Source organism: Streptomyces hypolithicus (genome assembly GCF_052934925.1).
Genome location: NZ_CM128811.1, coordinates 4,294,766 through 4,308,657, shown reverse-complemented (window position 1 = coordinate 4,308,657; position 13,892 = coordinate 4,294,766). Strand labels below are relative to the sequence as shown.

At 68.8% G+C, this 13,892-nt stretch carries 8 protein-coding genes, 3 tRNA genes and 3 pseudogenes; 8 read left to right on the top strand and 6 right to left on the bottom strand.

Annotated features, from left to right (window positions below; translation table 11 throughout):
• Positions 1–122: 122 nt before the first annotated feature.
• Positions 123–860 carry a sigma-70 family RNA polymerase sigma factor gene (locus ACU6WZ_RS20330; protein ID WP_447029520.1) on the bottom strand — a complete coding sequence of 246 codons (738 nt, stop codon included), beginning with the start codon at positions 858–860 and terminating at the stop codon, positions 123–125.
• Positions 861–1,656: 796 nt separating this feature from the next.
• Here ACU6WZ_RS20330 and ACU6WZ_RS20325 point away from each other — a divergent pair.
• From ACU6WZ_RS20325 to ACU6WZ_RS20315, 3 genes and pseudogenes are all read left to right on the top strand, one after another.
• Positions 1,657–1,884, top strand: a pseudogene (locus tag ACU6WZ_RS20325) (hypothetical protein); the annotation flags it as partial.
• Positions 1,884–2,528, top strand: a complete 645-nt coding sequence (locus ACU6WZ_RS20320; protein ID WP_447034153.1) for a TIGR04282 family arsenosugar biosynthesis glycosyltransferase — start codon at positions 1,884–1,886, stop codon at positions 2,526–2,528. The pseudogene ACU6WZ_RS20325 and the gene ACU6WZ_RS20320, both read left to right, overlap by 1 nt.
• A complete protein-coding gene (locus ACU6WZ_RS20315) occupies positions 2,528–3,226 on the top strand; it encodes a class I SAM-dependent methyltransferase (RefSeq protein ID WP_447029518.1) in 699 nt (232 codons plus the stop codon). Before ACU6WZ_RS20320 ends, ACU6WZ_RS20315 begins: the two co-directional genes overlap by 1 nt.
• A gap of 797 nt (positions 3,227–4,023) precedes the next feature.
• On the opposite strand, the pseudogene ACU6WZ_RS20310 reads toward ACU6WZ_RS20315, so the two are convergent.
• Positions 4,024–5,708: pseudogene (locus ACU6WZ_RS20310) on the bottom strand (RHS repeat-associated core domain-containing protein); the annotation flags it as partial.
• Positions 5,709–5,719: 11 nt separating this feature from the next.
• Between ACU6WZ_RS20310 and ACU6WZ_RS20305 the strand changes: the two are divergent.
• Positions 5,720–5,950: pseudogene (locus ACU6WZ_RS20305) on the top strand (PIN domain-containing protein); the annotation flags it as partial.
• A 276-nt stretch (positions 5,951–6,226) separates the two neighbouring features.
• On the opposite strand, the gene ACU6WZ_RS20300 reads toward ACU6WZ_RS20305, so the two are convergent.
• From ACU6WZ_RS20300 to ACU6WZ_RS20290, 3 genes are all read right to left on the bottom strand, one after another.
• Positions 6,227–6,303: transfer RNA gene (locus tag ACU6WZ_RS20300), tRNA-Ile, on the bottom strand.
• A gap of 167 nt (positions 6,304–6,470) precedes the next feature.
• Positions 6,471–6,543 (bottom strand) — tRNA-Asn (locus ACU6WZ_RS20295).
• Between the two features lie 5 nt (positions 6,544–6,548).
• Positions 6,549–6,621: transfer RNA gene (locus ACU6WZ_RS20290), tRNA-Asn, on the bottom strand.
• Positions 6,622–6,831: 210 nt separating this feature from the next.
• Between ACU6WZ_RS20290 and ACU6WZ_RS20285 the strand changes: the two genes are divergently transcribed.
• From ACU6WZ_RS20285 to ACU6WZ_RS20270, 4 genes are all read left to right on the top strand, one after another.
• The gene (locus ACU6WZ_RS20285; RefSeq protein ID WP_447029517.1) at positions 6,832–7,131 is read left to right on the top strand and encodes a YtxH domain-containing protein; all 300 of its coding nucleotides are present in this window, start codon (positions 6,832–6,834) and stop codon (positions 7,129–7,131) included.
• Positions 7,132–7,198: 67 nt separating this feature from the next.
• On the top strand, positions 7,199–8,635 hold the full coding sequence (locus ACU6WZ_RS20280; RefSeq protein ID WP_447029516.1) for an FGGY family carbohydrate kinase: 1,437 nt from the start codon (positions 7,199–7,201) through the stop codon (positions 8,633–8,635).
• A gap of 190 nt (positions 8,636–8,825) precedes the next feature.
• Positions 8,826–10,559 carry an ABC transporter ATP-binding protein gene (locus tag ACU6WZ_RS20275; RefSeq protein ID WP_447029515.1) on the top strand — a complete coding sequence of 578 codons (1,734 nt, stop codon included), beginning with the start codon at positions 8,826–8,828 and terminating at the stop codon, positions 10,557–10,559.
• On the top strand, positions 10,556–12,520 hold the full coding sequence (locus tag ACU6WZ_RS20270; RefSeq protein ID WP_447029514.1) for an ABC transporter ATP-binding protein: 1,965 nt from the start codon (positions 10,556–10,558) through the stop codon (positions 12,518–12,520). Before ACU6WZ_RS20275 ends, ACU6WZ_RS20270 begins: the two co-directional genes overlap by 4 nt.
• A 207-nt stretch (positions 12,521–12,727) precedes the next feature.
• Here ACU6WZ_RS20270 and ACU6WZ_RS20265 read toward each other — a convergent pair whose 3' ends face one another.
• On the bottom strand, positions 12,728–13,891 hold the full coding sequence (locus ACU6WZ_RS20265; protein ID WP_447029513.1) for an RNA polymerase sigma factor: 1,164 nt from the start codon (positions 13,889–13,891) through the stop codon (positions 12,728–12,730).
• Position 13,892: the final 1 nt, after the last annotated feature.

Below are 13,892 nucleotides of genomic sequence, written 5' to 3'. Positions count from 1 at the left end.
TGGTCGGTGCATGCGCCGAAAAAGAGCAGCGCCGTAACCGGTCCTCTAGACAAAGCCGGTTACGGCGCTGCTTCTTTCCTTTGTGGTTGCCGCAGCCCCCCAAGGCCACGGCGCGCACCCGCCTAATGGTCGGTGAGCATTCCGGTGCGGAGCTGATCCAGGGCGCGCTTCAGGAGGCGTGAGATGTGCACCTGCGAGACGCCGAGCTTTTCGCCGATCTGGGACTGGGTCATTTCCTGGCCGAAGCGCAGTTCGATGATGTGGCGTGCGCGGTCGTCGAGCAGGTCCAGGAGGGGAGCGAGGGTGTGGAAGTCCTCAACGAATTCGAGGGCGGGGTCGCACGTGCCGAGGGTGTCGGCGTAGGTGCGGCCGCTCTCGTTGACCTGGCCGTCGTCGTTGTCGTCATCGCCGGCGTCGGGTGTTTCGGTGGAGTCAGGGAAGTACCGCTCGAGCTCCCCGAGGATGCACGGGATGCCGAAAGAGGTGAACTCGACCTCACCGGATAGAACGAACCGGTCGATTCCCTTGATAAGGCCGATCGTGCCGATGTCGAGAATGTCCTCCATCTCACCGCCGCCCCGGTTGCGAAAGCGGCTCGCAGCGAACCGGACGAGCGACTGGTTCATCTCGATCAACGTGTTGCGCGCGTACTGATACTCGCGTGTTCCCTCTTGCAGCTCCCGGAGCCGCTGGAAGAGGAGCTTGGACAGTGCCCTGCCATCCTTCGGCGCGATCTGCGTCGCGCCCTCGGTCCATGGCAGTGCGCCCACGGACGACCCGGTCTGCGCTGACGGTGGCGCTGACTGCTGAACAACCTTCGGCGGTACGGACGTTCCGGCGGATTGCTCGAGTATCGTCACGACGTCATCACCTCTGCTGTTGGGTAGCGGCCTGGCCGTCGACGGTCGTTGCGCACGCCTTCGCCACAGCGATGGCGGCTTCGGCGGCGGGCCTCGGTTCCCTCGGGGAGCGGAAGTGCTGTCGAGTGCGGGGCACGCGCGTGCCGCTCGTGATTCTCAAAGGAGCCGTCCACCGACCGAAATGTTGTCGGAGGGGCTGGACAGGCACGGTCACCACTCAAGGCGTCCTGATGCAAGGTGTCCTGCGCCATGATCTTCACCCCACTGCGGCCGTGTCGTCAGGTTCGCCGGGGGCTGAGGCGTGCTTTGCACAATAGTCCCTGGAGACATGCGCTGGCTACACGCGACCGCAAGGGGACACTGCCGCCCCGGCAGATGAACGCCCAACTTTCCATCGATCCCAGGGCTGGCCGCCCTCGGGCAGGGATTGCGTGGGCTTGAATCTCAGCCAGGTGTCGTGACGAAGTGGTCGTCACCAGTACGTGAGGAGCAAGTGGTTGACGAGCAGCGCGACGATGGCTTGTGCGATCAGCCCAGCCGCGTCGGTCGCGGGCGGGCAGGAGGGCGGCGGCCATTGCCGGCCACGGGGTGAAGGGGAGCCAGTGGGAGACAGCTCCCTTGCGCAGGAGCAGGGCTTCCGCAGCAGTCCGCCAGAGGCACCCAGCCTTCACCCATCCGTAGTGGACACAGCAACGAATACTCAGTAGCGCGCTGCCCGGACCCTGCCGCCGCCGATGGAGGTATGTCTCTTTCGTTGCAGAAACGGGCGGTTCATATGGAACGATTCACCGGAGCTGCGCCGCACGTGGACCTGGCGTTCATGCTGCGCAGGCGTACGGGAGTACGCCTGCGGGCGGCCGGCGCCGGATGGGGCATCCGGGAGATGGACGTGCCCTATCTGCCGCGTACGGGGAGATCGAAGGTTACGAGCACCTGGCGGGGCACCTGGCACGCGGTACACGACATGCGTTCCGTGTTGCGCCGAGGAGCGCCCACGACGACGACGAAGCAGGAGGTCCTGTGATCCCCTCCCCGTACGAAACCACGTTGATCGTCATCGCGAAGGAGCCGGTCCCCGGACGGGTCAAGACCCGGCTCACCCCGCCGTACACGCCCCTGGAGGCCGCCCAGCTCGCGGAGGCGGCCCTCACCGACACTCTGCAAACGGCGCTCGACGTTCCGGCCCGGCGCCGGATTCTCGCCCTGGAAGGGGCTCCGGGGCCATGGCTGCCGCCCGGCTTCGAGATCCTTCCGCAATGTGCGGGTGGGCTGGATGAACGGCTCGCCGCCGCGTTCGGGGCCTGTGACGGACCAGCGCTTCTGATCGGGATGGACACACCCCAGGTCACCGCCTCGCTGTTGGCCCCTGTACTCGGGCCGGACGGCTGGAGGGACTGCGACGCTTGGTTCGGCCCGGCTGCCGACGGCGGGTTCTGGGCGCTCGGCCTGGCGGACCCCGACCCCGGCCTGTTGCGCGGCGTACCGATGTCCACGGAGACCACAGGTGCGGTGCAGCACCGGCGCCTCACCGACGCGGGCCTGGCCGTACGGGATCTCCCTGTGCTGCGTGACGTCGACACCGCGGCCGACGCACGCAGCGTCGCGGCTGCCGCCCCGGAGAGCCGGTTCGCGACGGCCTTCGGCCGCTTGGTGAGGGTCGATGCCTGATGGCCACGCAGGAGCAGCCGACGGAGACCGAATCCCGGCATGGCGATCCGTTCGCTCACGCGCTGCGGGACGGAGGAGGCCCGTTGTTCCTGCGGGGCTCGGACGGCGCTCGTCTGCCCTCGGAGATGGACCGCTGGTGTGCGGCGGCGGACGCGGCCGACATCAGTGTCCTTGACCGTTGCAAGGGCGCGGTCCTCGACATCGGGTGCGGACCGGGGCGTCTGGTCGCCGCTCTGAAAGGCCTGGGCCACCACGCGCTCGGCATCGACGTCAGCCGCGCCGCAGTCGCGCGGACCTCGCACACCGGAGGCGCCGCTCTGTGCCGTTCGGTCTTCGACCGGCTTCCGGCGGAGGGCCAGTGGACGAGCGCGCTGCTGATGGACGGCAACATCGGGATCGGCGGGGACCCGCAGGCGCTGCTGGAGCGGATCAGAACGCTGGTGTCCCCCCGTGGAGGCCGGCTGTTCGTGGAGGCCGCCGCGGACGACGTGGACGAACGGCTGTCCGCATGGTTCGACGACGGGCGAGGCCACGTCGGCGAATCCTTCCCGTGGGCCCGGATCGGGGCCCGGGCGCTGGGGTGCACCGCAGCGGCCACCGGCTGGCTGCCGGTCGACCACTGGGTCGTCGGTGACCGCCACTTCCTGGAACTCCACAGAGAAAAAAGGCTCCGCACCCGAGGTGGGGCAGTGCGATGACCGAGCCCTCTTGCTCCTTCGGGCGGGTCGCACCTTCTTCGGGATCTCGTCTTGATCCCCGGTCGCCCGGATTCTGAAGCAGCCCGTCGCACCCTGTTTACGGCCGGTTCCTGTGCCGTAGTGAGTAGCCATCGCCCGCCATGAGGTCTAGCGTGGCGAGGAGCCCCAGCCCCTGGCGATCCTGACGTTAAGGACGCGGTGGATGGAGACTACGGTGCACGGTATGCAAGGCTAGGACGTCCTGAGTGAGACCCAGCCCGCTGCGCGGATTTGCGGACAGCAGCTCGACCAGCGGTCGGTGGACGGCCCCTCAGAGTTCTACGATCGGCACGCGGGGCCCCTGTACTCATTGGCGCTGCTGATCTGCGAGGACTGCGAAGTCGCCGCTGAAGCAGTCGTAGCCACTATGACTCAGACGTGGGCGACGTGCGGCAATCGTAAGGACGAGGTCCTGCGGCGCCGACTCGCGGCTCAGGTCTGGCGCAGATGCACTGAGGCCCGGCGCACCGCGCCGCCGCAGAGCCTCGCGTGGGCGCACGGTTCAACAACGCCAGAGAGCACGGAGGGACACCCGGGGCAGCAACAAGCGTTGCTGGGCCTGGTCTTGTTCGGCTGCCACACCTACCGGCAAGCTGCGGCGCTCCTCGGCCTGTCTGCGCCTGCGGCAGCGCTGCAGTTGCGCTCAGTACTGATCGACGCGCACACCGCGGCCCGTTGACGTGCCCATCCTTGCCCAGCAGAAGCGGGACTCGAGGTCTTGTGCCGGGCCCCCTCCGTCAGCTGCCCACCGGGGGCGATTATTTCTGCGCGTTCTTGGCCCGTTGGGCATGCGTGTTCCCGCTCGACGCTCCGCAGCCGATACCTGCAAGCCCACCCGCTATAACACCGGCAACGTCTCCCCACAGTGCCTTGGTGTCCCCTTCAGCCAAGTGGGAGACACCGGTAATAGCATCTCCGATCGGCCCCAGCGCATCCAGCGCGGCAAGTCCGGTGGGGTCGATGCGGTTGACGGGGTCGCCTTCGGCGTAGAGGTAGGGGTTCTTCTCCTGGCCGCTCGGGTCGGGTGAGGTGAAGCGGGTGATGTTGGGGTCGTAGTAGCGGGCCGCGAAGTGGTAGAGGCCGGTGGGGTCCTGGTAGCCGCCGGCGAACCGGTAGGGCTGGGACACGGTTTGCGAGGTCGCCGCACGGGTGACACCGCGGGGGGTGTAGGAGTACGAGTTGACCTTCGTGCCCGCCTCGTCTGCGAGGGCGATGACGGAGCCGAGTGCGTCGGTGAGGTAGTAGTAGGACTTGCCCCGGTCGTCATGGAATTCAGGGTGCCCCCGGGCTCCCTGTTGAATCCCATGTCGACACCGGCCGTTGACTTCGCCGACAGGCCGAGCGGCCCGTTGTGGAAGAACGTGTCGCCGAGCTTGATCCGCTCACTCTGGTCGGTGGACCCGTACTGGCCCGCGTACGTCTTGGCGCCGGCGGTCAGCGAGGTGAGCTGAGAGTAGTCCGACCACGTCTCGGCGGTGCGGGCCTGGGTGGTGGTGGAGGCGCCGGCGGTCTCGTTTCCGGCTTTGTCGTAGGACCAGCCGGTGGTGACACGCGTGGTGACGCCGCGGCCGTCCTTGCTGGTGGCGGGGCGGCCCAGCGCGTCATAGGTGTACGTGGTGACACCGAGCGGGGCGGGCGGGGTGACCTTGGCGAGGTTTCCCTTGGCGTCGTAGGTGAAGGAGGTGACCTTGCCCAGGGCGTCCTTGACGGTGCAGCGCTGTCCTTCGAAGCCCTGGCAGGTCGGGGTGGCCTTGTTGTAGGTGAAGGTCTGTGTCCCGCCGCCCGTACCGGTCACCGCGACGGTTTGGGTGTTGCCGGCCGCGTCGTAGGTGAAGTCCGACTTCTCGCCGTCCGCGTTGGTCATCGTGCCCGGCAGGTCCGCACCGGCGATCGTCTGGTAGCGGCCGATGGAGGACGATGCGCCGGTCGGCAGTGTCGCGGAGGTCGGGTTGTTCCGGGCGTCCCACCCGTACTCGGCCACGTTGCCCGGGGTGCTGCCCACGCCCATCGCGTCGGTCGCCGAATCGATGTTGCGGTTCGCGTCGAACGTCTTCGCCCGCGAATGGCCCAGCGCGTCGGTGACCTTGGAGACCTGGCCATCGGCGTCGTGCTCGTACTTCGTGGCGTGCTGCTCGGGATCGGTGACCGTTGTCGTACCGGCCTGCGACCCGTCTTCGGCCGTGTAGGAGTACGTGTACGTGGGGCCGGTGTGGCCGGAACCGTCGAAAGCAGTGGCGCGCAGCATCGAGGTAACGCGGTTGTGCGCGTCGTAGGTGAAGACCGTGACCCGCCCCTCAGGGGTGGTGATCTTCGTCAGGCGCCCGGAGCCGTCATACCTGAAGTGGGTGGTCTTGCCCTCGGTGTCCGTCGTCCTGACCAGGTCACCGGCGTCGTTGAGGTCGAAGACGGCGGTGCGGCCGGTGTGGTCCTTCGCCTGCCACTGCAGCCAAGGAGCGTCTGGCCCGGTTCACCCGGTGCCCCATGCCGGAGGGCATCTACCGGCGCGCCCGTGTCGTGCAGGAACAGCTCACCACCAAGGGCGAACACCGCCGCGCCGGAGCCGTCGACCTCCTCTTGGCCGTGGTCGCCGAGCATTCCGGACTGACACTGCTACACCACGACCGCGACTTCGAAACAATCGCCCGCACCACGGGGCAGCCCGTCCGGATGATCGACCTCAAGTAGGCACACAAGCACTACACGACGGCCCGCGAACAGGATCGGCGCAAACCTGGATCGCGGGGCTCATCCGAGACTCGTACGCCCTGATCCACCACGTGCGACGACTATCGATTCGCGATCACACTTCAGTCACACAAGACCTATCGGACACACGTTGAATTTCGGACTCGCGGGCCACTTGATCTTGATTCGGGGCTACAGTGAGGGCCCTCGGAGATGCCCCGAGGGCCATCACTCCTGCGTTTTCGCAGGTCAGAACGATTCTGCGTCACCACTCAGTGGTGGGGCGGGTGGGACTCGAACCCACGGCCGACGGATTATGAGTCCGCTGCTCTAACCGGCTGAGCTACCGCCCCTAACGGCGCGTCGCGCACATTTGTGCGCGCCGTCTGCCGCAGCATAGCCGCTCATACGATCTCCTGCCTCGGATGGTCGGCAACGCTTGACCATGAGGACTGCGCTGCCGCCTGCCCGGTTCCAGGGGACATGAAAAAGGACCCCAGAGGGGTCCTTTTTCGTGCCGCTCCCCCGACTGGACTCGAACCAGTAACCCTCCGGTTAACAGCCGAATGCTCTGCCAATTGAGCTACAGGGGATCGCGCTCCCCCGACTGGACTCGAACCAGTAACCTGCCGGTTAACAGCCGGCTGCTCTGCCAATTGAGCTACAGGGGATTGATGCGTTGCACCGAACGTACCCACCGGAGGCGTCCCGGGGGGCGTGTGCTCGCTGCGACACATACATTAGCGCAAGCAGGGGGGTGCTCCGCCAATCGGTATCGCCTGGGGTGATCACGAGCGTCCCGGGTAGGTGAGCAACACAGCCCCATGGTCCGAAACTTCCCCCGGCACCAGGGGACCGCCGACGCAACGGAAGGTGGCAGCATGCGCTACCGGCTCACATTCATCGCCGGCCTGGCCCTCGGGTTCGTGATCGGGACCCGCGCCGGACGCGAACGCTACGAGCAGTTGAAGAAGTCCGCCCGCCGGATCTCCCAGAACCCGGCCGTGCGCAACGCCGCCGAGTCCGCGGCGCACAACGGGCGCGACATCGCGGGCAAGGCGTACCACTCCGTCAGTGACAAGGTCGGAGACCGGATGCCCCACTCCGTGAGCGACCGAGTCCGCTCCCTGCGCGAGCGCGGCGGCAACGGCGAGGACGGGTGGGGTACGACCAACACCTAGAGCAGCGCAGGGAGAGGCAGACGCATCCGGGGCGCGGCCCCCGTCCCGGATGCGGCAGAATCTGAGTATGGGGATAGTCGCCGGCTTGGACAGTTCGTCTGGTTCTACGCGCATTGTCGTGTGCGATGCGGATACGGGTGCCGTGCTGCGGCAGGGTTATGCCCCGCACTCCGTCGAGGCGAAGGCCGGCGAGGCCGATCCACAGGTGTGGCTGCTGTCGCTGGGTGAGGCCGCCGCCGGTGGGCTGCTGGAGGGTGTGCAGGCCATCGGCGTATCGGCGCAGCAGCACGGTCTGATTCCGCTGGACGCGCATGGCTCCGTGGTACGTCCGGCGCTGCTCGGCAATGACAAGCGGGCCCAGGTCGCGGCCGCCGATCTCGTCGACGCGCTCGGCGGGCGCCGGGCCTGGGCCGAAGCTGTCGGGTCCGTGCCGCAGGCCGCGCAGCCGGTGGCGAAGCTGCGCTGGTTGGCGCGGCACGAGCCGGAGTCGGCGCGGCGCACCGCGGCGCTGATGCAGCCGCACGACTGGCTGGTGTGGCAGCTGCTGGGCCGGCCCGCCCGCCGGACCACCGACCGGGGCGCCGCATCGGGTACGGGCTACTGGTCGGCGGTGACGGAGGCCTACCGGCCCGATCTGGTGGAGCTCGCCCTGGGGCATCAGGCCGGTCTCCCCGAGGTGCTCGGCCCGTCCGACGCCGCGGGGACCACCCCTGAAGGGCTGCTGATCTCCGCCGGGACCGGCGAGACGATGGCGGCGGCCTTCGGGCTCGGCGTGGAGGTCGGCGACGCGGTGGTCTCGCTCGGGGCCTCCGGGTCGGTGATGGCGGTGCACCACGAGGCGCTGTCCGATTCGAGCGGGCTCGTCACGTCCTTCGCCGACGCCACCGGGATGCATTTGCCGGTCGTGCACACGCTCAATGCGGTACGGGCGCTGCGTGGGACCGCGGACCTGCTGGGGACGGACCTGGAGGGGCTTTCGGACCTGGCGCTGAAGTCGTCGCCGGGGGCGTACGGGCTCGTACTGCTGCCGTATCTGGAGGGCGAGCGCACGCCGCAACTGCCGCACACCGCCGGGACCTTGAGCGGGCTGCGGCGTGAGTCGATGAAGCCCGAGCATCTGGCGCGGGCGGCCTTCGAGGGCATGCTGTGCTCGCTTGCCGACGCGATGGACGTGCTGCGGGAGCGGGGCGTGGAGGTGCGGCGGGTCTTCCTGCTGGGGGCCGCCGCCGAGCTGCCCGCTGTGCAGGCGGCCGCGCCGTCGCTGTTCGGTACGCAGGTGGTCGTGCCGCAGCCCGCCGATTACGCGGCGCTGGGCGCGGCACGGCAGGCCGCGTGGGCGCTCGGCGTCTCGCGGGGCACGCTGGCCCCGCACTCCCCGCCGGCCTGGCAGGGCGCGGCGGCGCAGGTGCTGGAGCCGGGTGACGAGCTGGCGGTGGGACGGGCGGTGCGTCAGCAGTACGGGGCGACGCGGGACCAGATCCATCCGGGGGCGTTCGACGCGTGAGGGGTGCCAGAGGGGGGAGGGTGCCAGAGGGGGCCCCGGAGGCATGCCACCCCGCGGCGGGCTGGGGCGGGTGGGAAGTCTTGACTCGCCGATGAGGTAATCCCTTGGAATTACCGGGGCCGGGTGCCGGAAGATGGGACGCGCTCCGATCTTGCCGCCGACACCTCCTAGAGACCCCGAGAGACTCCGCGTGCTCATCAGACTCCTGCGGGCCCACCTCGGCCCGTACCAGAGACCCATCGCCGTGCTGGTCCTGCTACAGCTGCTCCAGACCTCCGCCACGCTGTATCTGCCGACCCTGAACGCCGACATCATTGACAACGGAGTCGTGAGGGGGGACGCCGGATACATCCTGGAGTTCGGCGCTCTCATGATCGCTGTCAGCGTGGTGCAGGTGGTGTGCAACGTCGGCGCCGTCCACTTCGGCGCCCGGACCGCCGCCGCCCTCGGCCGGGACGTGCGGGCCGCCGTGTTCGCTCGGGTGCAGAGCTTCTCGGCGCGGGAGGTCGGGCACTTCGGGGCCCCGTCACTGATCACGCGCACCACCAATGACGTGCAGCAGGTCCAGATGCTGGTGCTGATGGCGTTCACGCTGATGGTGTCGGCGCCGATCATGTGTGTGGGCGGCATCGTGATGGCTCTGGGGCAGGACGTGCCGCTGTCGGGTGTGCTGCTGGCGGTGGTTCCGTTGCTCGGGATCGCCGTGAGCCTGATCGTGCGGCGGATGAGGCCACTGTTCCGGGCCATGCAGAAACGGCTCGACACGGTGAACCAGGTGCTCCGCGAGCAGATCACCGGCAACCGGGTGATCCGGGCGTTCGTTCGGGACGCGTACGAGACGGACCGGTTCAGGGAGGCGAACACGGCGATGACGGACGTCTCGTTGTCCGCGGGGCGCCTGATGGCCCTGATGTTCCCCATCGTGATGACGGTCGTGAACGTCTCCAGCGTCGCCGTGGTCTGGTTCGGTGCGCACCGGATCGACAGCGGCTCCATGCAGATCGGGGCGCTGACGGCGTTCCTCGCGTATCTGATGCAGATCGTGATGGCGGTGATGATGGCCACCTTCATGTTCATGATGGTGCCGCGCGCCGAGGTGTGCGCCGAGCGTATCGAGGAGGTGCTGGGGACCGCTTCGAGCGTCGTACCTCCGGCGGATCCGGTACGGGAACTGCGCCGGCACGGGCAACTGGAGTTTCGCGGCGCCGAGTTCCGTTATCCGGGCGCCGAGGAGCCGGTGATCATGGACATCGACCTGGTGGCCGGGGCGGGTGAGACGACGGCGATCATCGGCTCGACGGGCAGCGGGAAGTCGACGCTGCTGGGGCTCGTACCGCGGCTGTTCGACGCCACTGGCGGGCAGGTGCTGGTGGACGGGGTCGATGTGCGCACGCTCGATCCGGCGCTGATCGCCAGGACGGTGTCGCTGGTTCCGCAGACGCCGTATCTGTTCTCGGGAACGGTGGCTACGAATCTGCGGTACGGAAAGCCGGACGCCACCGACGACGAGCTGTGGCACGCGCTCGAAGTGGCGCAGGCCCGGGAGTTCGTGGAGCAGCTGGACGGCGGGCTGGACGCGCCGGTCGCGCAGGGCGGCACGAATGTATCCGGCGGGCAGCGGCAGCGGCTGGCGATCGCCCGGACGCTGGTGCGGCGGCCGGAGATCTATCTCTTCGACGACTCGTTCTCGGCGCTCGACTACGCGACCGACGCGGCGCTACGGGCCGCGCTGGGGCGGGAGACGGCCGAGGCGACGGTGGTGATCGTCGCCCAGCGGGTGTCGACGATTCGCGACGCGGACCGGATCGTGGTCCTGGACGAGGGCCGGATCGTGGGCTCGGGACGCCATCACGAGCTGATGGCGGGCAATGCGACGTACCGGGAGATCGTGCTCTCCCAGCTGACGGAGGCTGAGGCGGCATGAGCGGGCACGGTGGACGCATGATGGCGGCGGCGGGCGCGGGTCCCGGCGAGCGGTCTATGGACTTCAAAGGCTCGGGGAAACGGCTGGTGCGGCAGTTCGCTCCGGAGCGGGTCACGCTGTGGTGGATGCTGGCGGCCGGGGTGGCGAGCGTCGCGCTGTCGGTGGTCGGGCCGAAGATGCTGGGGCGGGCGACCGACCTGGTGTTCGCAGGGGTGGTGGGCCGGCAGACGGCGGGTGGCGACAGCAAGGAGGGCGTCGTCGAGGGGCTGCGCGAGGAGGGTGACGACGGGCTCGCCGACATGCTCTCCGGGGTGGGTTTCGTGCCGGGGCAGGGCATCGACTTCGGTGCGGTAGGCGACGTACTGCTGATGGTGCTCGCCGTCTATGTGGGCGCGGGGCTGCTGATGCTGGTCTCGACGCGCCTGTCGATCCGGGTCATCAACCGGACCGTTTTCCGGATGCGGGAGGACGTACAGGCGAAGCTTTCGCGGCTGCCGCTGCGCTACTTCGACCGGCAGAAGCGCGGCGAGGTTCTGAGCCGGGCCACGAACGACATCGACAACATCTCACAGACGATGCAGCAGACGATGGGCCAGCTCATCAACTCCCTGCTGACTATCGTGGGTGTGCTGGCGATGATGTTCTGGATCTCGCCGCTGCTGGCGCTGGTCGCGCTGGTGACCGTGCCGCTGTCGGTGCTGGTGGCGGCGAGGATCGGCAAGCGGTCGCAGCCGCAGTTCGTGCGGCAGTGGAAGACCACCGGGAAGCTGAACGCGCACATCGAGGAGATGTACTCCGGGCACGCCCTGGTCAAGGTGTTCGGGCGCCAGGAGGAGTCGGCCGAGGCGTTCCGGGAGCAGAACGACGCCCTGTACGAGGCCGGGTTCCGGGCGCAGTTCAACAGCGGTGTCATGCAGCCCGTGATGTTCTTCGTGAGCAACCTGAACTACGTGCTGGTGGCGGTCGTGGGCGGGCTGCGGGTCGCGTCGGGGACGCTGTCGATCGGGGACGTACAGGCGTTCATCCAGTACTCGCGGCAGTTCTCGATGCCGTTGACGCAGGTGGCGTCGATGGCGAACCTGGTGCAGTCGGGGGTGGCTTCGGCCGAGCGGGTCTTCGAGCTGCTCGACGAGCGGGAGCAGGAACCGGACGCGGTGGATGCGGTGGTCGGGGCCGCACGCGGGGGGCTCGCGCTTCCGGAGGGTCGGGGGCGGGTGGCGCTGGAGGAGGTGTCGTTCCGGTACGAGCCGGACAAGCCGCTCATCGACGGCCTGTCGCTGAAGGTCGAGCCGGGCCAGACGGTGGCGATCGTCGGGCCGACGGGCGCCGGAAAGACGACGCTGGTGAATCTGCTGATGCGGTTCTACGAGGTGACGGGCGGCCGGATCACGCTGGACGGCGTCGACATCGCGAAGGTGGCGCGCGAGGAACTGCGTGCGGGCATCGGGATGGTACTCCAGGACACGTGGCTGTTCGGCGGGACCATCGCCGACAACATCGCCTACGGCGCGGCGGCCGGCCGTCGGGTCACGCGCGCGGAGGTCGAGGAGGCGGCGCGGGCGGCGCATGCGGACCGGTTCGTACGGACGCTGCCGGACGGGTACGACACGGTGATCGACGAGGAGGGGTCGGGGGTCAGCGCGGGTGAGAAGCAGCTGATCACGATCGCGCGGGCGTTCCTGTCCGATCCGGTGATCCTGGTCCTCGACGAGGCGACGAGCTCGGTGGACACGCGTACCGAGGTACTGATCCAGAAGGCGATGGCACGGCTCGCCCATGGGCGTACGAGCTTCGTGATCGCGCACCGGCTGTCCACGATCCGGGACGCGGACGTGATTCTGGTGATGGAACACGGCTCGATCGTCGAACAGGGGACGCATGACGAGCTGTTGGCGGCGGAGGGCGCGTATGCGCGGCTGTACGCGGCACAGTTCGCCCAGGCGGTGGCGGAAGTGGACTGAGACCGAACGGCGTTAGGGGGTGTCTGACAATTCCCCGTGGGTCAAGGAGCGGCGTCCGGTGCGTGCGATCGCAAGGCGCCGGACAGTCCTCGTAGCGGAGCTACTGGGGCTTTTCGGCAACGCTGCGAGCGTGCGTGCCGGGCGTCGCGACGCCGCGGGGAATTGTCAGACACCCCCGAGGGGGGCGCGGGGCTTCGGGGGCTGCTGTCAGTCCAGGTAGCCCCGGAGCTGGTCCGCGAACACGTGGTCGCGGAGCTTGTTGAGCGTCTTCGACTCGATCTGGCGGATGCGTTCGCGCGTGACGCCGAAGATGCCGCCTATCTCCTCCAGCGTGCGCGGCCGGCCGTCCTCGAGGCCGTACCGCAGCTGGACCACTTTGCGTTCCCGCTCGCCCAGCGTCGAGAGCACCATCTCCAGATGTTCGCGCAGGAGCAGGAAGGCCGCCGACTCGACGGGTGACGCCGCGTCGCCGTCCTCGATGAGGTCACCGAGTGCGACGTCGTCCTCCTCCCCCACCGGCGCGTGCAGCGACACCGGCTCCTGGGCGAGGCGCAGGACCTCGCTCACCCGCTCCGGGGTCAGTTCGAGGTGGGTGGCGACCTCCTGGGGCGTCGGTTCGTAGCCGTGTTCCTGGAGCATCCTGCGCTGGACGCGGACCACGCGGTTGATCAGCTCCACGACGTGCACCGGGACCCGGATGGTGCGGGCCTGGTCCGCCAGGGCGCGGGACATGGCCTGGCGGATCCACCAGGTCGCGTACGTCGAGAACTTGTAGCCCCGGGCGTAGTCGAACTTCTCCACCGCGCGGATGAGGCCCAGGTTGCCTTCCTGGACCAGGTCCAGCATGGTCAGGCCCCGGCCGACGTATCGCTTGGCGACGGATACGACCAGGCGCAGGTTCGCCTCGATCAGCCGGCGTTTGGCCATCCGGCCCAGCACGACCAGCCGGTCGAGATCGACGGCGAGCCGGGAGTCCAGGTCGGGGTGGCCGCGGAGCCGCTCCTCGGCGAAGAGCCCGGCTTCGACCCGGCAGGCCAGGTCGACCTCCTCGGCGGCGCTCAGCAGCGGGATGCGGCCGATTTCGCGCAGGTACTGGCGGAACAGGTCCGAGGACGGGCCCGAGGTGTCGGCGCGCGCCCCGCGACGCCGCTCGGCCGCCTCCGGCGTCTCGGGTGCGTCCGCCACCGGGTCCTCGACGAGGACTTCGGGCCGGACTTCTGGCCCCGTGGGCGCGGCGGGGGGCGCGTCCGGCTCGGGGCGTACGGCGGGCTCGGCCGCGGTCTGGGTCCGGGTCTGCACGGGGGCGACCTCCAGGTGATCGCTGCCGGTTCGGGGCGGCCGGCGGGAGCGACCCCACTCAGGAACCGCCACC